This window comes from Shinella curvata (genome assembly GCF_022899935.1).
GTDB classification, from domain to species: domain Bacteria; phylum Pseudomonadota; class Alphaproteobacteria; order Rhizobiales; family Rhizobiaceae; genus Shinella; species Shinella curvata.
On record NZ_JALJCJ010000001.1, the window covers coordinates 455,743 to 474,099 of the forward strand.

General features: G+C 62.2%; 15 protein-coding genes. 8 read left to right on the forward strand and 7 right to left on the reverse strand.

Annotation, left to right across the window (positions count from 1 at the left end; genetic code table 11):
- Positions 1 to 2 precede the first annotated feature (2 nt).
- The gene (locus MUU55_RS02230; protein ID WP_244759133.1) at positions 3 to 1,682 is read right to left on the reverse strand and encodes an NAD+ synthase; all 1,680 of its coding nucleotides are present in this window, start codon (positions 1,680 to 1,682) and stop codon (positions 3 to 5) included.
- Positions 1,683 to 1,967: 285 nt separating this feature from the next.
- Here MUU55_RS02230 and MUU55_RS02235 point away from each other — a divergent pair, with 285 nt between their 5' ends.
- The 4 genes from MUU55_RS02235 to MUU55_RS02250 all read left to right on the forward strand — a co-directional run bounded on the left by MUU55_RS02235 (position 1,968) and on the right by MUU55_RS02250 (position 6,762).
- Positions 1,968 to 3,896 carry an LTA synthase family protein gene (locus tag MUU55_RS02235; protein WP_425314125.1) on the forward strand — a complete coding sequence of 643 codons (1,929 nt, stop codon included), beginning with the start codon at positions 1,968 to 1,970 and terminating at the stop codon, positions 3,894 to 3,896.
- A 55-nt stretch (positions 3,897 to 3,951) separates the two neighbouring features.
- Positions 3,952 to 4,482, forward strand: coding sequence for a DUF1003 domain-containing protein (locus MUU55_RS02240; protein ID WP_244759134.1), 531 nt, complete (start codon positions 3,952 to 3,954; stop codon positions 4,480 to 4,482).
- Positions 4,483 to 4,627: 145 nt separating this feature from the next.
- Positions 4,628 to 5,050, forward strand: coding sequence for a TadE/TadG family type IV pilus assembly protein (locus tag MUU55_RS02245; RefSeq protein ID WP_244759135.1), 423 nt, complete (start codon positions 4,628 to 4,630; stop codon positions 5,048 to 5,050).
- 2 nt (positions 5,051 to 5,052) lie between these two features.
- The gene (locus MUU55_RS02250) at positions 5,053 to 6,762 is read left to right on the forward strand and encodes a pilus assembly protein TadG-related protein (RefSeq protein ID WP_244759136.1); all 1,710 of its coding nucleotides are present in this window, start codon (positions 5,053 to 5,055) and stop codon (positions 6,760 to 6,762) included.
- A 15-nt stretch (positions 6,763 to 6,777) separates the two neighbouring features.
- On the opposite strand, the gene MUU55_RS02255 is transcribed toward MUU55_RS02250, so the two are convergent.
- Together MUU55_RS02255 and MUU55_RS02260 are read right to left on the reverse strand one after the other, a co-directional pair.
- Complete coding sequence (locus MUU55_RS02255; RefSeq protein ID WP_244759137.1) at positions 6,778 to 7,173, reverse strand: GFA family protein; 396 nt, start codon at positions 7,171 to 7,173, stop codon at positions 6,778 to 6,780.
- A 144-nt stretch (positions 7,174 to 7,317) separates the two neighbouring features.
- Complete coding sequence (locus MUU55_RS02260) at positions 7,318 to 8,691, reverse strand: class II 3-deoxy-7-phosphoheptulonate synthase (RefSeq protein WP_244759138.1); 1,374 nt, start codon at positions 8,689 to 8,691, stop codon at positions 7,318 to 7,320.
- Between the two features lie 552 nt (positions 8,692 to 9,243).
- Here MUU55_RS02260 and MUU55_RS02265 point away from each other — a divergent pair.
- Positions 9,244 to 10,143 (forward strand): LysR family transcriptional regulator, encoded by a 900-nt coding sequence (locus MUU55_RS02265; protein WP_244759139.1) that lies wholly within the window; start codon positions 9,244 to 9,246, stop codon positions 10,141 to 10,143.
- Here MUU55_RS02265 and gor read toward each other — a convergent pair.
- A complete protein-coding gene (gor, locus tag MUU55_RS02270; protein WP_244759140.1) occupies positions 10,121 to 11,509 on the reverse strand; it encodes a glutathione-disulfide reductase in 1,389 nt (462 codons plus the stop codon). The genes MUU55_RS02265 and gor overlap by 23 nt on opposite strands.
- 255 nt (positions 11,510 to 11,764) lie before the next feature.
- Here gor and MUU55_RS02275 point away from each other — a divergent pair, with 255 nt between their 5' ends.
- Complete coding sequence (locus MUU55_RS02275; RefSeq protein ID WP_244759141.1) at positions 11,765 to 12,100, forward strand: hypothetical protein; 336 nt, start codon at positions 11,765 to 11,767, stop codon at positions 12,098 to 12,100.
- Between the two features lie 92 nt (positions 12,101 to 12,192).
- Here MUU55_RS02275 and MUU55_RS02280 read toward each other — a convergent pair whose 3' ends face one another.
- Positions 12,193 to 12,735, reverse strand: a complete 543-nt coding sequence (locus MUU55_RS02280; RefSeq protein WP_244759142.1) for a DUF2059 domain-containing protein — start codon at positions 12,733 to 12,735, stop codon at positions 12,193 to 12,195.
- An 18-nt stretch (positions 12,736 to 12,753) separates the two neighbouring features.
- Positions 12,754 to 13,452 carry a ribose-5-phosphate isomerase RpiA gene (rpiA, locus tag MUU55_RS02285; protein WP_244759143.1) on the reverse strand — a complete coding sequence of 233 codons (699 nt, stop codon included), beginning with the start codon at positions 13,450 to 13,452 and terminating at the stop codon, positions 12,754 to 12,756.
- A 224-nt stretch (positions 13,453 to 13,676) separates the two neighbouring features.
- On the opposite strand from rpiA, the gene MUU55_RS02290 reads away from it, so the two are divergent.
- Complete coding sequence (locus tag MUU55_RS02290) at positions 13,677 to 14,351, forward strand: HAD family hydrolase (protein WP_244759144.1); 675 nt, start codon at positions 13,677 to 13,679, stop codon at positions 14,349 to 14,351.
- Between the two features lie 63 nt (positions 14,352 to 14,414).
- Here the strand turns inward: MUU55_RS02290 and MUU55_RS02295 are convergent, their stop codons facing one another.
- A complete protein-coding gene (locus tag MUU55_RS02295) occupies positions 14,415 to 16,292 on the reverse strand; it encodes a L,D-transpeptidase family protein (protein WP_244759145.1) in 1,878 nt (625 codons plus the stop codon).
- Between the two features lie 533 nt (positions 16,293 to 16,825).
- Here MUU55_RS02295 and fumC point away from each other — a divergent pair.
- A complete protein-coding gene (gene fumC / locus MUU55_RS02300) occupies positions 16,826 to 18,217 on the forward strand; it encodes a class II fumarate hydratase (RefSeq protein ID WP_244759146.1) in 1,392 nt (463 codons plus the stop codon).
- Positions 18,218 to 18,357: the final 140 nt, after the last annotated feature.

Below are 18,357 nucleotides of genomic sequence, written 5' to 3' on the forward strand. Positions count from 1 at the left end.
GCCTACCCCCGATCCCGGTAGCGGTTGGTGATCGGATAGCGGCGGTCGCGGCCGAAATTCTTCTTGGTGATCTTCACGCCCGGTGCCGACTGGCGGCGTTTGTATTCGGCGATATAGAGCAGATGCTCGATCCGATGCACCGTCGCAGCGTCATGACCGCGGGCGACGATCTCCTCCGTGCTCATCTCCATCTCGACGAGGCATTCGAGAATGTCGTCGAGCACGGGATAGGGCGGAAGCGAATCCTGGTCGGTCTGGTTGGGGCGCAACTCGGCGGACGGTGCCTTGTCGATGATATTCTTCGGGATGACCTCGCCGGTCGGGCCGAGCGCGCCGGGCGGCAGGTGGCTGTTGCGCCAGCGCGACAGCGCATAGACCTGCATCTTGTAGAGGTCCTTGATCGGATTGAAGCCGCCGTTCATGTCGCCATAGAGAGTGGCGTAGCCGACCGACATTTCCGACTTGTTGCCCGTCGTGACGACCATCGAGCCGAACTTGTTGGAAATCGCCATCAGGATTGTGCCGCGCGTGCGGCTCTGCAGGTTTTCCTCGGTGATGCCCTCTTCCGTGCCCTCGAAGGTCTCTGACAGAGCGGAGAGGAAACCGGTCACCGGCGCCTCGATCGGCACGATGTCGTAGCGGCAGCCGAGCAGCTTCGCGCAATCGGCGGCGTCCTTGAGAGAATCCTTCGATGTGTAGCGATAGGGCAGCATGATGCAGCGCACCCGCTCCTCGCCGAGCGCATCGACGGCGATGGCCGCGCAGATGGCCGAATCGATGCCGCCGGAGAGGCCGAGCACGACATTCTTGAAGCCGTTCTTGTTGACGTAGTCCCGGAAGCCGAGCAGGCAGGCGCGGTAGTCCGCCTCCTCCTTTTCCGGAATGCGTGACATCGGTCCACCGTCGCAGACCCAGCCGTCGCCTTCCTTCTTGAAGGTGACGAGCGCGACGGTCTCCTCGAACTGGCTCATCTGGAAGGCGAGCGTCTTGTCGGCATTGAAGGCGAAGCTTGCGCCATCGAACACCAGTTCGTCCTGGCCGCCGAGCTGGTTGGCGTAGAGCAGCGGCAGGCCGGTTTCGATAACCTGCTTCAGTACGATCTGGTGGCGGATGTCGACCTTGCCGCGATAATAGGGCGAGCCGTTCGGCGAGAGCAGGATTTCCGCGCCGCTTTCAGCCAGCGTCTCGCAGACGCCGAGATCGCCCCAGATGTCCTCGCAGATCGGAATGCCAAGTCTGACGCCGCGGAAATTCACCGGCCCCGGCATCGCGCCCTGATCGAAGACGCGCTTCTCGTCGAATTCGCCGTAGTTTGGCAGATCGACCTTGTCGCGCACCGCGAGCACCTTACCGGCATCGATGACGGCGACGGCGTTGTAGCGGCCGGTCTCGTCCTGCCGGGGAAAACCGATGATGACGCCGGGACCGCCGCTTGCGGTATCGGAGGCCAGATCGTCGATGGCGCGGCGGCAGGCCTTCAGGAAGGCCGGCTTCAGCACGAGATCCTCCGGCGGATAGCCGGAGATGAAGAGTTCCGTGAGCAGCAGCAGATCGGCGCCCTGTCGTGCCGCATCCTCGCGGGCGGCGCGTGCTTTGGCGAGGTTGCCGGCAATGTCGCCGACGACAGGGTTCAATTGCGCGACGGCGATGCGGAGCGTCGTCTTTTCAGTCTCGGAAATCATGTCTGCGGACCCGTCTTTGCATAGTGTCCGATCCTGCGGAGGCCGCACGCTCGAACGGTCGAGAAGCTGTTTAGAGCATGACAGGCGCTTTGGGAATGAAAAGCCTGACGATTGCTTGCGCTTTCACGCCAAGCCCCGCATTTCAGCGGGTTGCCGCCAGCATTGCCGCAATGCAACAGGCGGAACCAAAGCACGGGGAGAACGTTGCAGAAACCGTTCATCTCCTGTTCAAGATGACATTCGTATGACAGATACACGAAAGTTTCATGAAGTTTGGAGACGGCCTTGGCCCTGTTTAATCCCGCAGCCGTGGCGATCGAAACCACCGAAGGACTTGCCGTAAAGGCAGGTTTTTTCGCGCGCCATACAAAGACGCTCGCCGTCCTGCGTTCGCTTGCCGTTTCCGGCCTTCTGGCCTTGCTGACCGTCGTTGTCGTCGAACTCATCACGCGCGGCTCCCTCGAGCAGACCTGGATCTATTTCACCAATATCGAACAGCCCGCCTGGACCACGACAGGCGTCTTCTTCCTGACCTATCTCGCGCTTGATGCGCTGATCGGCCGCCAGCACAAGGGCGTGCTGTTCGTCGCGCCGCTCGTCGTGCTCATGGGCGTCATCTCGCAGCAGAAGCAGGTCTTCCTGACCGATCCGCTCTATCCGACGGATCTGCTCTTCGGCCGCCAGATCATGGAGCTCATGCCGGTTCTCGTTCAGGACCGTCCGTGGACGGCGGCAGGCCTCGCCGTGGCCATCGTTGTTGCCATTGTCGGCCTCGTCAGCCTCTGGGTCTTCGCCTGGCGCCGGTTCCGGCCGCTGACGCGCAAGGAGCGTCTCACGCGCCTTGCCATCGCGCTGCCGCTCATCGCCGGTTTCGCCTCCATCATGGACTATAACGAGTTCTCCTGGGTGCGCGACCGCCTGAAGGTGTTCCCGATCATGTGGGACCAGGCGGAGAACTATCGCCATAACGGCTTCGTCATGGCCTTCGCCATCAACCTGCCGATGGCAAACGTTCAGGCGCCCTCGGGCTATATGGTCGATGCCATCGACAAGATTCCCTCCAAGCCGCTGCCGTTCGGCACGACGCACCGCTCCAAGCCCGACGTCATCGTCGTGATGAGCGAATCCCTGTGGGATCCGACGCGCATCGAAAGCGTGAAACTCTCGCAGGATCCGATGCCGGTCATCCGCGACAGCCAGGGCGGCCATGTCTTCTCGCCGGAGTTCGGTGGCCTGACCGCCAATATCGAATTCGAGGCGCTGACCGGCTTTTCCAACGCCTTCCTGCCGACCGGCAGCATCCCGTACCAGCAGTATATCCGCAAGCCGATCCCCTCGCTTGCCACGTTCTTCCGTGCGGAAGGCTATACGGCGCGCGCCATCCACCCCTTCTCGGGCTGGTTCTGGAACCGTTCGAGCGTCTACAAGGCGTTCGGCTTCGAAACCTTCAAGGACGTCGACAAGATGCCGCCGCTCGCCAAGCGTGGCAACTTCACCTCCGACGAGGCGCTGACCAAGGAGATTATCCGCCAGGCCGATCTGCAGGAAGATCCGTTCTTCTTCTTCACGGTGACACTGCAGGGCCACGGTCCGTATGACGACGGCCGCTACACCAAGACGGACATCACCCCTGAGGGTAAGCTCGACGCACGCGACAACCGCATGCTGGCAAGCTATGCGCAGGGTGTGAAGGAAGCCGACCAGAGCCTGAAGATGCTGATGGACTGGGCGAAGAACCGTGACCGCGAGACGATCATCGTCGTCTTCGGCGACCACCTGCCGCCGCTCAATACCGTCTATCAGAATTCCGGCTACATGAAGGGCATCACCGCCGCACGCAAGGGCTCGACCGAGCAGATGAAGAAGGAGCACGAGACCCCCCTCGTCATCTGGTCGAACAAGACGGGTGCGGAAAAGGATGTCGGAACGATCAGCCCGGCATTCCTCTCCTACTACATCCTCAAGGAGGCCGGCTTCGAACACCCCTATTACACGGGCTTCCTCGGCGCAGTGCATGACAAGCTGCGCGTCATCGACCGCTACATGCTGATCGACGCCAAGGGTAACGGCACGCCGGACTGGGCGCGCAAGAAGACAATCGACCCGCTGGTGCGCGACTTCCGCTTCCTGCAGCACGACATCATGTTCGGCAAGCAGTACGGCCTCGAACGCTTCTTCAACTCCCATGCGGAACTGATGAGCGCAGGCTACTGATTTCGCCCGAAACAACGATAGGCTGGGGCTCCGATTCTCTTCCGGGGCCCCAGCCATGAAACCCTTCGACGACGCCGCCCAGATCCTCTTCGGAAAACCTGCCGACCAGCTCGACGAGACCGAGCGAGAGGTGCTGCTCCATTCCCGCGAGGGACGTATCCTGTCGGAGGACAGGAACGTTGCCTACCAGTCGAAGCAGGCACCCGGCGAGCGCATCGCCGATGCCATCGCCCGCATCGGCGGTTCCTGGATCTTCATCATCGGCTTCCTCGTCTTTCTCCTCGCCTGGACGGTCGTCAACACGATCCTGCTGAGCAAAGACGCCTTCGACCCCTACCCTTTCATCTTCCTCAATCTCGTGCTGTCCATGCTCGCCGCCCTCCAGGCGCCGATCATCATGATGTCGCAGAACCGGCAGGCCGCGCGCGACCGCTTTGAAGCCTCGAAGGACTACGAGGTGAACCTCAAGGCCGAAATCGAGCTGATGGCGCTGCACCACAAGATCGATACACATTTCCTCGACGAGATCGCCGCTTTGAAGATGGAGGTGCTGCGACTGCATGATGTTATGCGCGACAGGAAGTAACATTTTGTTACAACCGGGGATTAATACAACTAGTGGCCATTCCCTCAATAAGAGAACATTAACAAATTGCGCGCACCCTGAAGATGCATCCACAACTCAGGGATGCTGACTATTTGGATCATCAGGCAACCCTTAGGAGGACGTCATGCACGTTCTGTCCCGCCTGTCGAAGGACCGCGCCGGCACGTCGGCGCTGGAATTCGCGATCATCGCGCCCTTGTTCTTTCTCGTGCTCTTCACGCTGATCGCCTACGGCATCTATCTCTCCGTCACCCATTCGGTGCAACAGATCGCGGCCGACGCCGCCCGCACGGCGGTCGCTGGCCTCAATCCGGCCGAGCGCGTCACCCTGGTCAACCGATACCTCGACACGTCCCGGTTCAACTACTCCTTCATCAACCGTCGGAAGATGCACGTGGTGGTGACTGACGACCCCAACAACCCGGACCAATTCACCGTGACCATCTCCTACGATTCCAGCGATCTGCCGATCTGGAAGCTCTTCACCTTCGCTTTGCCGCAGGAAAAGATCGAGCGCTACTCCACTGTCCGCGTGGGAGGGCTGTGACCATGAAACTCTCTCTCCTTTCCGACCGCTCCGGCAATATCGGCACGCTCGCAGCGCTCAGCCTGCCGCTGATGGTGTTCTCGCTGGCACTCGGTGTCGACTATGGCTACCTCACCGTACAGCAGCGCCAGTTGCAGGCAACCGCAGACCTTGCCGCTATTGCCGCAGCCGGCAATGTCGGCGAGGCGGAAAAATCCGCCGCAGCCTATTTCGCGCTCAACGGCATGCCGGTCTCCGTCACCGGCAAGGATGGAAACACCATCCCGCCGATCGTCTTGCCGGGCGCCAAACGCACCCCAGGGACCGCCAAAATCGAACGCGGGCGCTATTTCGCCGACCCCGACATGGCCCCGGAAGACCGCTTCAAGGCCGCCGGTACCGATGCCGACGCCGCACGCGTGACGCTGTCGCGCTCAGCCGATCTCTTCATCGCCTCGATCTTCACCCCCAATCCACCGGTGCTGACGGCGGTCGGTTCCGCCGCCCGCAACAAGATCGCCGCCTTCTCCGTCGGCACGCGGCTCGCCAGCCTGAATGATGGCATTCTCAACGCCCTGCTCGGCCAGTTGCTCGGCACCAAACTGTCATTGAAGGTGATGGATTACCGGGCGCTTGTTGATGCGGATATCGCAATTCACCCCTTCCTCAAGGCTGTCGCAACGGAGCTGCGGCTCACCACGGCGACCTACGAAGAGGTGCTTAATGCCGGCCTCACCATGCCGCAGCTTCTGGCCTCCATGCGCGCCGTGGACGGGCTTTCCGTCTCCGCCCGCTCCGCATTGCGGCTGATCGAGCAGGCCACGGCAAGCAGCAAGATCAAGCTGCCCTTGTCACGCATCCTCAATATCGATCCGAAAAAAGGCCTTGCCGTCGCAACTGGCGGCGACTGGCAGATGTCGGTCAATGCCCTGCAGATGGTTTCGGCCGCCGCCGCCCTTGCCAACGGCAAGAACCAGGTGGCGCTCGATCTCGGCACATCGCTGCCCGGCCTTGCCGCCGTCAGCGTGCGTCTGGCGATCGGCGAGCCGCCGGTGGAAACGCCCGCGCATCGCCTCGGCGAGCCGGGCAGCGCGGTGCGCAGCGCGCAGACACGACTTGCGGTGGAGGTGAGCTTTGACGGCCTGGCGGCCCTTGCGGGTCTGCGCATCAAACTGCCGCTCTATGTTGAAGTGGCGGCCTCCGAAGCCAAGCTTGCCGACATCCGTTGCCTGGGCGGGACGGCGGAGAATGCCAATGTCTCCGTCGATGGTGTTCCGGGTGTCGCAGAAATCGCGCTCGGCAAGGTCGATCCGTCCGTCCTGTCGGATTTTTCCGACGATGCCCGCGTGCAGAAGGCACGCATCCTCGATTCGGGCCTCGTTCGCATCGATGCAATGGCGCATGTCGAGGCCAAGAATCTCGGCCGCACCCGCCTCGCCTTCACGCCGACGGAAATTGCCGCGCGCACGGTCAAGACGATCTCCACGCGCCATACACTGACCTCGGCGACAAAGACGCTGCTGGAAAATCTCGACCTGGATATCCAGATCCTTTTCCTGACGCTCGGTACGCCGAAGGCCGTGACGACAGCGCTTGCCTCGACGCTGGCGACGGTGACCGCACCGATCGACGAACTGCTCTACAACCTGCTGCTGGTCGTGGGCGTGCGTGTCGGCGAAGCGGATATCCGCGTCACGGGCGTGCGCTGCCAGCGCCCCGCCCTGGTGCAGTGAAGAAGACGGCGCGTCTCATCTGCCTTGAGCATATCGGGGCGCGTCGTCGGCGATCTCGTAGTAGTCGCCCTTGTCGGCGCAGAAGATGTGCACGCCGATCTTCAGCCCCGTCGGCTGGTCGAAGGCGCCCGCCATGATCGAGGTATAATCCGAACCATCGCCCTTCCAGAACAGGGCGGAGCCGCAGATGCGGCAGAAACCGCGGCTTGCCGTCTCGCTGGCACGATACCAGGTGACATCATCGGCGCCCTCCACGCTCAGCCCCTCGTCCGTCACATTGGTCGCCGCATAAAAATGCCCGGTCTGCCGGCGGCACTGGCTGCAATGGCAGGCGATTACCTCGCGCAGCCTGCCGGATGTGCGAAACCGCACCGCGCCGCATAGGCAATGTCCCGAATGCGTCTCGCTCATGTCTCCCCCTTTTATTGTATGCGCTGGCGCGCAAACGAAAACCGGGCCAGCTTTGTCAGCCGGCCCGGTCCTGTCAATTTCACATTCCTGAATGCTTGCATCAGCGCCGCTAATTTACGGAACCGAAGCGTGAACGGATGGAGATCAGCCGTTCACGACCAGCCGCTTTTCGTCGCGGCCGCCCTTCATGCGCTCGGCAAGAAGGAAGGCGAGCTCGAGGGCCTGGTCGGCATTGAGGCGCGGGTCGCAATGGGTGTGGTAGCGGTCGGCCAGGTCATCGCCCGACAGCGCGCGTGCGCCACCCGTGCATTCCGTCACATCGTTGCCGGTCATCTCGATATGGATGCCGCCCGGATGCGTGCCTTCCGCGCGGTGGATCTGGAAGAAGCTTTCGACTTCCGACAGAATCCGCTCGAACGGACGGGTCTTGTAGTTGTTGAGCGTGATCGTGTTGCCATGCATCGGATCGCAGGACCAGACGACCTTCTTGCCCTCGCGTTCGACGGCACGGATGAGCTTCGGCAGGTTGTCGGCGACCTTGTCATGGCCGAAACGGCAGATCAGCGTCAGGCGGCCAGCCTCGTTGGTCGGGTTCAGGAGATCGATCAGCTCCAGCAGGCCGTCACCGGTCAGCGACGGGCCGCACTTGAGGCCGAGCGGGTTCTTGATGCCACGGCAATATTCGATATGCGCATGATCGGCCTGGCGCGTGCGGTCGCCGATCCAGATCATGTGACCGGATGTGGCATACCAGTCGCCGGAGGTCGAATCGACGCGGGTCAGCGCCTGCTCGTAGCCGAGCAGCAGCGCTTCGTGGCTCGTGAAGAAATCGGTCTCGCGCAGGTTCGGATTGGTCTCCGGCGTGATGCCGATGGCCTTCATGAAGTCCATCGTTTCGGAGATCCGGTCGGCGAGCTTGCGGTAGCGCTCGGCCTGCGGGCTATCCTTGACGAAACCGAGCATCCACTGGTGCACGTTGTCGAGATTGGCATAACCACCCATCGCAAAGGCGCGCAGCAGGTTCAGCGTCGCAGCCGACTGACGGTAGGCCATGATCTGGCGTTCCGGGTTCGGAATGCGGGCTTCCTCGGTGAATTCGATGCCGTTGATGATATCGCCGCGGTAGGACGGCAGCGACACGTCACCCTGCTTCTCGATGCCCGACGAGCGGGGCTTGGCGAACTGTCCGGCGATGCGGCCGACCTTCACCACAGGCTGCTGGGCGCCAAACGTCAGGACCACGGCCATCTGGAGGAAGGCGCGGAAGAAATCGCGGATCGTATCGGCGCCGTGCTCGGCGAAGCTCTCGGCGCAATCGCCGCCCTGCAGCAGGAAGCCCTTGCCTTCTGCGACATTGGCGAGCGACGCCTTCAGGCGGCGGGCTTCGCCGGCGAAAACGAGCGGCGGAAACTTTGCGAGGCGCTCTTCAGTCGCCGCCAATGCGGCGAGATCCGGATAATCCGGAACCTGCTGGATGGGCTTCTGCCGCCAGCTGGTCGGGGTCCAATTCTGTGCCATGATACTCACCTGTCCTGAGCGCTCGCGAAAGCCTGCGGGCGCCCCTCCGTTTTTCAAGATGCGGGCTTATAAACCGTTAGATGGTTCTTGCATAGCCGAACTTCCAGCGGTCGCCGCGGCAATTGCGACGGCAGTGTTCTCGTGTGACAGGCTAAAGGCTGGCGATCAGGCCCGGGAACGACGCGAAGCCGTTCCGAATGCGAATATCCAGCTGGAAACAGGCTTTTGCACCCTCTTTCGCGGTTGCGATCGGGCGCCCCCCAGCCACCGGCTGAACAGTGTGTTCACGCCTTGCAGACCACGCCACTCCGTCCGTTCCAGTGGATCGGCAAAGGCACTACGGCGTGACCGCTGCATCGCGGTCGTCTGTCGGTCGAAGACAATCATCCATTCCGGGCTCATGGCAAAACTCCTTGTTTGCGGTGTCCGTCCTGGAAGTAGCGAGCGTCCTGCGCTCTTCGTAGATGCAGGAATGAAACGCCCGTTTCACCGGTGAGCGATACCGGCGGCGGCATTTGCGCTATGAAGGGACGTACAAACGAGGAACCGGATATGTCGGAAGTCGACTGGAGCGACCTGCAGCTTTTCTTCCATGTCGCCACCGAGGGCGGGCTTGCCGGCGCCGCAAGCATAACCGGCACCAGCGCGCCGACGATCGGCCGCCGCATGTTGGCGATGGAGCGCACCATGGGCCGCACGCTCTTCATCCGCAGCCAGCAGGGCTATCGTCTGGCGCCTGATGGTATCGTGTTGTTCGAGCATGTGCAGACGATCCGCCGCACGACGGCCGATATCACCCGCTGGCATGGCGATGCCTTCGCGCTGCCCATCGTCTCGATTGCCGGCGATATCTGGCTGACGGGTTTCGTCGCCGACAACACGGGGGAGCTTCGTGGCGTGGAGGACAGTTTCCGCCTCTGCTGCAAGCGGCTCCCGCCCGGCGACGATCTCACCTATCGCCACGGCATGATCTTCCTTCTGCACGCCGCTCCGAAAACCGGCAATCTCGCCGTGCGCAAGTCGGTGGACGTCGCCTATGCTGTCTACCAGGCGGCGGGCCGCGCTTTCGAAGCCGATCTGCCCTGGGTGTCGATCGGCACGGAAGTCGCCATCTCGGAGCCGGAAAAATGGGTTTTTCGGCATCACGAAAACCAGATCCATACATGGACCAACGCGCCCGACATCCTTGCCCGGCTGATTGCCGGCGGCGCGGGGCGCGGCGTGCTGCCGACCTTCGTGGGAGACACAATGCCGGGGCTGGTGCGCGAGGGCGACCCGATCGAGGCCCTCACCCACCCGCTCTGGCTCGCCGTCAACGACGACGATCGCCACCGGCCGGAAATGCGCCTCGCGCTCGATCGCCTCGTCGCCCTGTTCAAACGCCACGAGGATCGTTTCGCCGGCCGCCTCGCGATGGAACGAACGCCGCTTAGAGCCGCTGCCCGTTCCTGATGCGGTAGCTCGGCTGGTACATCGTCACCAGCTCCTCGGACGCTGTCGGATGCACCGCCATGGTGCGGTCGAAATCATCCTTGGTGACGCCGGCCTTCAGCGAAATGCCGAGCAGCTGCGCCATCTCGCCGGCCTCATGGCCGAGGATATGGGCACCGACGACCTTGCGGTCCGCCGCATTGACGACGAGCTTCATGATCGTCTTTTCCTGACGGCCCGACAGCGTTGCCTTCATCGGCCGGAATTCGGCGCGGTAGATTTCAAGATCGTCAAACTTTTTCGCCGCATCCTCCTCGCTAAGGCCCACCGTGCCGATTTCCGGCTGCGAGAAGACGGCGGTGGCGATGAGGTCGTGATCCGGCGAGACCGGATTGCCGCGGAACTCCGTCTCGATGAAGCACATCGCCTCATGGATGGCGACCGGCGTCAGCTGCACACGATCCGTCACGTCGCCGAGCGCGAAAATGCCGGGAACGTTGGTGCGCGAAAAATCGTCGACGATGATCGCGCCGCGCTCGTTGGTCTTAACGCCCGCCGTCTCCAGCCCGAGGCCACCGGTGTTCGGCACACGGCCGAGCGCCAGCATGACCTGATCGACGACGAGCGTCTCGCCAGCTTTCGTGGCCACCGACCGCTTGCCGTCGGCCGTTTCCGAAACGCTGGTGATGATATCCTCGCAGATCACGCGAATACCCTTGGCGATCATCGCCGCCTGCACGCCCTGGCGCATGTCTTGATCGAAGCGCGAGAGGATCTGCTTGCCGCGATAGATCAGCGTCGTCTCGACACCGAGACCGTGGAAGATATTGGCGAATTCGACCGCGATATAGCCGCCACCGGAAATGACGATGGATTTTGGCATCTCGGGCAGGTCGAAGGCCTCGTTCGAGGAAATGCAGAGTTCGTGGCCTGGCAGGTCGGGATGCGGCGTCGGATGACCGCCGACAGCAATCAGGATGCGCTCAGCCGTCACCAGTTCGTCCGTCGCCGTCAGGCGAAGGGTGTTCGGGCCGACAAGCACGGCGCGGGTCGCCAGAATGGTCGCGGCCGCATTGTCGAGGCCCTTGCGATACAGACCTTCGAGGCGGGTGATCTCCTTCTCCTTGGCGACAACGAGCGCCTTCCAGTCGAAAGTGCTTTCTCCGACCGTCCAGCCAAAACCGGCCGCGTCCTCGAAATGCTCGGGAAACTGCGAGGCATACACATAGAGCTTTTTCGGCACGCAACCGCGGATCACGCAGGTGCCGCCGAAGCGGAACTCTTCGGCGATCGCCACCTTCTTGCCCATGCTGGCCGCCAGGCGCGCACTGCGCACACCGCCGGAACCTCCCCCGATAACGAAGAGGTCGTAGTCGAATGTCGGCATGGTGATCTCCTGCGGGCAAGGCTGGCCGGATGGCCGAAACGGATGCGGGCGCGCGAATCCGCCGCGCGATTTTCTCCATATAGGAACGCCGCAACCAAAAGGAAAAGAGCCATGCGCAATGATCTGCAAATCAGCGCGTGAATGACGCGTGCGGCCCAACAGTTTTTTCTAAAAAAGCGTGCTGATCCCATTTACGGCAAAACAAAGGCACCGTAGGAAATGAGCGCCCGATTGTGGGCTAACCGGATGATAGACATGTCTAAATCTAAAGTTTTCGCAGCATCGGCTGTGGCACTCGCCATGCTTGCAGGCCCGGCTCTGGCGGAAGATCTCGTCTTCCAGCTGAAGAACGGCACCAACTCCGTCCTCACCCGTTTTCACACCTCCCCTGTCGGCGTCGACAAGTGGGAGGACGATGTCTTCGGCGAACAGGTTCTCAACCCCGGCGAAACGATGGAAATCACCATCGCCGACGGCCGGGATGTCTGCAACTACGACATGCGCTTCGAGTTCACCGAGGATTCCGATCTCGATACGACCACTGACACGCAGGACCTCTGCGAACTCGGCGAATACACGATCCACGAATAAGACGCCGCGAATGAAAACGGGCCGTCTCCAAAAGGACGGCCCGCTTCATCACGATATGGAGAAAAGGCGGCTTGAAGGCCGCCTTTTTTCGCTTACTGCTGCGGCTTCGCTTCGCCGCCTTCGGCGGCGGCCGGAGCACCGAGGATATCCTGTAGCTTCTTGCCGCTTTCGACCTGCAGGTCGCGGCCGATGCCTGCAGCCCAGATCTCGGCGGCCTTCATGAGGCTGCGCGTGGCAATCGGACCATCCGACAGGAGCTTCTTGCCGACCGGTGAGGAGTAGAAGTCGGCAATCGCCTTCAGCTCGTCCTGGGTGAAGGTCTTCGCATAGATCGACGCGGCTTCCTTCTCGAGGTCGGCGCGGCGCGGTGCAAGCGCCAGGGCCTGCTCGTCGACGGTCGCGTTGATTTCGGCCTCATGGTTCGGCGAGGCCTGGATGAGCGATGCCTTGGCGCGCATGGCAAGGCTCGGCAGGATGTTGTCGAAGCCTGCGGTTGCCGCGATGGCGTCGATGGCGGCGCGCGCGGTCTTCAACTGCTCTTCCGAGACCTCCTGCGCCTTGGCGGCGCCAACGAGGCTTGCCGAAACGATGAGGGTTACCGCGAGGGTCCGGCCGAAACCAGCAAAGTTGATCATGTCGGTCTGTGCTCCTGTCTATGCTTTTGACGTCAGCGTGCGCGCACCAGCCGGACCGGCGATGATGGCAAGCGACGCCATATTGATGAAGAGTCCGTGTTCGACGACACCGGGTATGTCATTGAGGCTGCTTGCGAGCGCATCTGCATCAGGAATGCGGCCAAAAGATGCGTCGAGAATATAGTGTCCACCATCCGTCATGAAGGTGCCGTCGCCGGAGGCGCGCAGCGTGAGCGGGCCGGAAAGGCCAAGGCGCGCAGCCGCCTTCTCGATGGCGATGCGCGTGGAGACGAGGCCGAACGGGTTGACCTCGATCGGCAGCTTGAAGGCGCCGAGCGTCTCGACCACCTTGGTCTCGTCGGCGATCACGATCATGCGGGCCGAGGCGGCCGCCACGATCTTCTCGCGCAGCAGCGCGCCGCCGCCGCCCTTGACGAGGCGCAGCTGGCCGTCGACTTCGTCGGCACCGTCGATCGTCAGGTCGAGTTCCGGCAGTTCATCGAGCGACTTCAGGGGCACGCCGAGTTCGACGCAGAGCCGCGCCGTGCGCTCGGAGGTGGGCACGCCCTCGACCTTGAGGCCGCCGGCCACCTTTTCCGCCAGAAGCCGGACGAATTCCTCCGCCGTCGAGCCGGTGCCGATGCCGAGCCGCATGCCGTCTTCCACATGGGCAAGAGCGGCTTCCGCGGCCTTGATCTTCATTTCCCTGGCGTCCATCCGCCACGCACTCCCTAAAACCGCTTTTGGCCAATCGCCGAGCCGGCCCTTCGCGCGAAGCGGCCGGAAATTCCGGTGAGACACTTACACGCCCCGCCCGGCAAACGAAAGCCAAAATCGCGGCGAAGCCGGCAGGCACAAGGCGCCCGTACAACACGATTGCAAATGCCGCCTCCATCGCCTACCGGAGAGACCCGCCTCCCAACTCTCCTACAAGGTTTCCCATGTCCGCTTCTCTCGTTGTCTTCGATCTCGACGGTACGCTCATCGACACCGCACACGATCTCGTGGCGAGCCTCAACCACACAATCGGCCTCGAAGGCCTCGATCCCGTCGGCTATGGCGATCTCACCTATCTCGTCGGCCATGGCGGGCAGGTCATGATCAAGCGCGCCTTTTCGCTGCGCGGCCGTGACATCACCGATGGCGAACTGGAGCGCATGCTGAGTGTCTTCGTCGAGCACTATGCCGGGGCGATGCCGGGGGTTTCCGTGCCCTATCCCGGCCTCATCGAGGCTCTGGACCGCCTTTCAGGCTCCGGCTACCGGCTTGCCGTCTGCACCAACAAGATGGAAGGCCTCGCCCGCCGCCTGATCGACGGTCTCGGCCTGACCACGCGTTTCGCGGCAATCACCGGCGGCGACACATTCGCGGTCCGCAAGCCCGACGCCGAACACCTGCTCGGCACGGTCCGCCTTGCCGAGGCCGATCCGAAGCGCACGGTGATGGTCGGCGACAGCCTCAACGACATGCTGGTCGCCCGCAATGCGGGCGTGCCGTCTATCGGCGTGCCCTTCGGTTATTCCGACGTGCCGGTCGCGGAACTCGAACCGAGCCATGTCGTCACGCATTTCGACGAACTGACGCCGGATCTCATCGAGCGCCTGCTCGCGCGCTGATAGGAGAAAGTCGCCGCATCCTTCCGGATACGGCGCCTTCGATATTTCAATCCCTGGACGCTCTCAGCCCTGGACCTGACGGGCCTTCTGCGTGGCGGCGAAGGCCTTGCGCATGTAGTCGTCGCGGCCATAGACGTCGTCGAAATATTCGACCGCGCCGTCCTTGTTCGGCCATGCCGTGAAATAGGCAATGTAGATCGGGATATCCGCCTTGACGCTGATACCCTTGTTCTTGCCGCCAGCAATTTCCTTGGCGACATCGGCTTCCGTCACGCCCAGCACGGCGGCAGCCATCTTGCGCGGCTCGGCGAGGCGCACACAGCCGTGGCTCAGCGCGCGCATATCCTTCTTGAAGAAGCTCTTCGACGGTGTGTCATGCATGTAGATGGCATGGCTGTTGGGGAAGAGGATCTTCAGTTCACCCAGCGCGTTGTCGTCGCTCGGCGGCTGGCGAACGGAAATACCCGAGGTCGAGCCGTACCAGTTGACGGAAGACGATGCGACCGCTTGCCCGCCCACGGCCACCTGATAGCCCATGCGGTCGAGATAGGAGGGGTCGTTACGCAGCTTCGGCAACATCTCGTTGATGATGATCGACTGCGGCACACCCCAATAGGGGTTCACTTCGACGGTCTGGATGCGGTCTTCGAAGAAATAGGTCTGGTTCGACTTGGAGCCGACGACCGTGCGCATCGAGAACTTTTCCTGGCCGCCCTCGTAGTAATAGACCTGGAAGGCCGGCTGATTGATGAAGACGTGGCGCGCGCCGAGATCGACCGGCAGCCAGCGCGCCTGCTCCAGTGCCACTTCCAGCTTGGCGATCTTATCGGCCGCGCTGTCGCCGCCGACCAACTTGCGGATCGAGGCCTTGCCGACGACGCCGTCCGGCTTCAAACCGTTTTCCTTCTGGAACGCTTCGACGAGCGAAACCAGTTCGGGCGAGTATTCCGGCGTATCCTTGTAGCCGGCAATGGTGAGGGAATGTTCGGTCTTCAACGCGTCGGAGCCGTGCTTGACGATACCCTTGACGATGTTGACGAGTTCCGGATTGCTCTGGCCGGGCTTCAGGAGCGTGCCGTCGGCAATCACCACGCGGTCTTCCGCGCCGCTCTCGGCCTTGAGCCGGGCAAGCTCGGCCTTCAGCGCCTGGAAGTCGGAGCTGGCCGGCGAACGGCTCTCGAGATAGCCCTTGACGTTGCTGCTCATCGCCACGTTTTTCAGTGCCGCGACGATGTTGACGTCCTTGCGCTTGAAATCGTGATAGCCGGAGATGCGATTGGGATCGATGCGGCCGCGCACCGCGTCCTGCACATAGGCGGCGACGGCGGAAGAGAGCTCGATCTCGAAGGTCGCAAGCTCGTCATACCGCTTGTTCATGTCGACGCTGTCAAAGCTGTCTGCCGGAATCTTGACTGCATAGTCCCAGGGATCGAGGCCGACCGAGGCGGCATCGGCGAGAACGGCAATCGCGCTTTTCGCCTTTTCATTGATACCCGTGCCGTCGATCCAGACGAACTTCTTCTGCGTGGCGTAAAATGTTTCGACCGCCTTGGCGGCATCGGGCGTCGCGCGCACGTTCACATTGGCAAAGGCGGCGCGTACGCCGGCATCACCAGCAGCGGGGATGTCCACCGTGATCGAACTCGTCACGACCGGGTCGGCCAGCTTCTCGATGGCGACACGCTTCAGGCCGTCAGCCTTGTAGGTATAGTAGCGCGGTCCGGTGACGCGCGGCAGCGGCTTGGCCGCCTGCTTCGTCTCGGCGCCCGGAAGGGCAGCCCCCGTAGTCACGCCCGGCAACTCTTCGCGCACCGGCTCTTTCTTCTTGCCACGGAAGATATCGAACAGCGTCAGGGCGTTGGCGGGCGCGGCATTGAGCGTGATGGTGGCGCAGGAAAGAGCCAGCGCGGCGGCCAGCACGGCAGTCTTTGTCAGCTTCATAAAATAATCCATTCCCCGTATGAACCGCAACGCGCGGTCTCTGGCGGCGCCCGAACCAGCAGGCCGGTAAGTTATAGGAAAGGATGGTGAATGAAAAGGAAACGCCCCTCCCCGCCAGCCCTGCAAAACCTTACAAATCCGTCATGTCGGCACCTGGCAAATCAGACGGATGAGCCAGCGTAAAAATTTGAATTGGCGGCAAAATTTGCTCCCGCAGACGAAAAAATTCGCGAAACGGCGGAAAGCGGCGTAAAAAACGAGCGGGCGATTGTGATGGAAAAGGCACAGCCTCGCGCACCACTCGACATGCTTGCTCCGCCAGTTCACGGCCTAATCGATTTTAACCGAAAGTCTGGTCTCCCGGCGCCATTGCACCCTTGCAACCGGGTCGCAGATGGGCCAGAGAAATGCGCGATTTAGCGCCAGCGCGAGCCCTTCCCGATCGGCTCGTGCTCGCCCGGCCTGCCGCACCCCATGCGGCGGCAACGCCGGCGGCACACCTTAGCGCATGGGCTCGGAGAACGGGAAGCACTATGACATCGACGCGCACGGAAACAGATACATTCGGCCCCATCGAAGTGGACAACAGCCGCTATTGGGGCGCGCAGGCCCAACGGTCGCTCGGCAACTTCAAGATCGGCTGGGAAAAGCAGCCGCTGTCGGTCGTGCGTGCGCTCGGCATCGTCAAGCAGGCCGCCGCCCGCGCCAATGCCGAACTCGGCCGCCTCGACGCTGGCCTTGCCAAGGCGATCACCGAAGCTGCGCAGGAAGTCATCGACGGCAAGCTCAACGATCATTTCCCGCTCGTCGTCTGGCAAACCGGCTCGGGCACCCAGTCCAACATGAACGCCAATGAAGTGATCTCCAACCGGGCGATCGAAATGCTCGGCGGCGTCATGGGCTCCAAGAAGCCGGTGCACCCGAACGACCACGTCAACATGAGCCAGTCGTCCAACGACACCTATCCGACGGCCATGCACATCGCCTGCGCCGAACGCATCGTGCACGACCTGCTGCCGGCGCTGAAGCACCTGCACGCCGCGCTCGAAGCCAAGGTCAAGGCCTTCGATCACATCATCAAGATCGGCCGCACGCACACGCAGGACGCGACGCCGCTGACGCTCGGACAGGAGTTCTCCGGCTATGCCGCGCAGGTCGCCTCCTCGATCAAGCGCATCGAGATGACGCTTCCGGGCCTTTGCGAACTCGCGCAGGGCGGCACCGCCGTCGGCACGGGCCTCAATGCCCCGATCGGCTTTGCCGAAAAGGTCGCCGAGCACATCGCCTCGATCACCGGCATCGCCTTCAATACCGCGCCGAACAAGTTCGAGGCGCTGGCCGCCCACGATTCCATGGTCTTCTCGCACGGCGCGATCAATTCGGCCGCCGCTGCCCTCTTCAAGATCGCCAACGACATCCGCTTCCTCGGCTCCGGCCCGCGCTCGGGTCTCGGCGAACTGGCGCTGCCGGAAAACGAACCGGGCTCGTCGATCATGCCCGGCAAGGTCAACCCGACGCAGTGCGAAGCCCTCACGCAGGTCTGCGCCCAGGTGTTCGGCAACCATGCCTCGCTGACCTTCGCCGGCAGCCAGGGCCATTTCGAACTCAACGTCTTCAACCCGCTGATGGCCTACAACTTCCTGCAGTCCGTCCAGCTCCTGTCGGATGCCGCGATCTCGTTCACCGACAATTGCGTCGTCGGCATCGAGGCCCGCGAAGACAACATCAAGGCCGCCCTCGACCGCTCGCTGATGCTCGTCACAGCGCTTGCGCCGAAGATCGGCTACGACAATGCCGCCAAGATTGCCAAGACGGCACACAAGAACGGCACGACGCTGCGTGAGGAAGCCGTCGGCGGCGGATACGTCACCAACGAGGAATTTGACGAAGTTGTACGCCCTGAAAAAATGATTATGCCGGGTTGAGGAAGAAAACCCTCATATTCACCCTGAAAAGGCCGTAAATCACCGGATTTACGGCCTTTTTTCTGGGCGTATTCCGCCACGAAGCGCACAATCGTTAATCCTTCGCAAAGCATTTACGCCGTATTTTGCGGGAACCAACG

Bases quoted from the DNA above. Each gene is read 5' to 3' on its own strand.
- MUU55_RS02230 (WP_244759133.1), bottom strand. From the start codon at position 1,682: ATGATTTCCGAGACTGAAAAGACGACGCTCCGCATCGCCGTCGCGCAA.
- MUU55_RS02240 (WP_244759134.1), top strand. From the start codon at position 3,952: ATGAAACCCTTCGACGACGCCGCCCAGATCCTCTTCGGAAAACCTGCC.
- MUU55_RS02245 (WP_244759135.1), top strand. From the start codon at position 4,628: ATGCACGTTCTGTCCCGCCTGTCGAAGGACCGCGCCGGCACGTCGGCG.
- MUU55_RS02250 (WP_244759136.1), top strand. From the start codon at position 5,053: ATGAAACTCTCTCTCCTTTCCGACCGCTCCGGCAATATCGGCACGCTC.
- MUU55_RS02255 (WP_244759137.1), bottom strand. From the start codon at position 7,173: ATGAGCGAGACGCATTCGGGACATTGCCTATGCGGCGCGGTGCGGTTT.
- MUU55_RS02260 (WP_244759138.1), bottom strand. From the start codon at position 8,691: ATGGCACAGAATTGGACCCCGACCAGCTGGCGGCAGAAGCCCATCCAG.
- MUU55_RS02265 (WP_244759139.1), top strand. From the start codon at position 9,244: ATGTCGGAAGTCGACTGGAGCGACCTGCAGCTTTTCTTCCATGTCGCC.
- gor (WP_244759140.1), bottom strand. From the start codon at position 11,509: ATGCCGACATTCGACTACGACCTCTTCGTTATCGGGGGAGGTTCCGGC.
- MUU55_RS02275 (WP_244759141.1), top strand. From the start codon at position 11,765: ATGTCTAAATCTAAAGTTTTCGCAGCATCGGCTGTGGCACTCGCCATG.
- MUU55_RS02280 (WP_244759142.1), bottom strand. From the start codon at position 12,735: ATGATCAACTTTGCTGGTTTCGGCCGGACCCTCGCGGTAACCCTCATC.
- rpiA (WP_244759143.1), bottom strand. From the start codon at position 13,452: ATGGACGCCAGGGAAATGAAGATCAAGGCCGCGGAAGCCGCTCTTGCC.
- MUU55_RS02290 (WP_244759144.1), top strand. From the start codon at position 13,677: ATGTCCGCTTCTCTCGTTGTCTTCGATCTCGACGGTACGCTCATCGAC.
- MUU55_RS02295 (WP_244759145.1), bottom strand. From the start codon at position 16,292: ATGAAGCTGACAAAGACTGCCGTGCTGGCCGCCGCGCTGGCTCTTTCC.
- fumC (WP_244759146.1), top strand. From the start codon at position 16,826: ATGACATCGACGCGCACGGAAACAGATACATTCGGCCCCATCGAAGTG.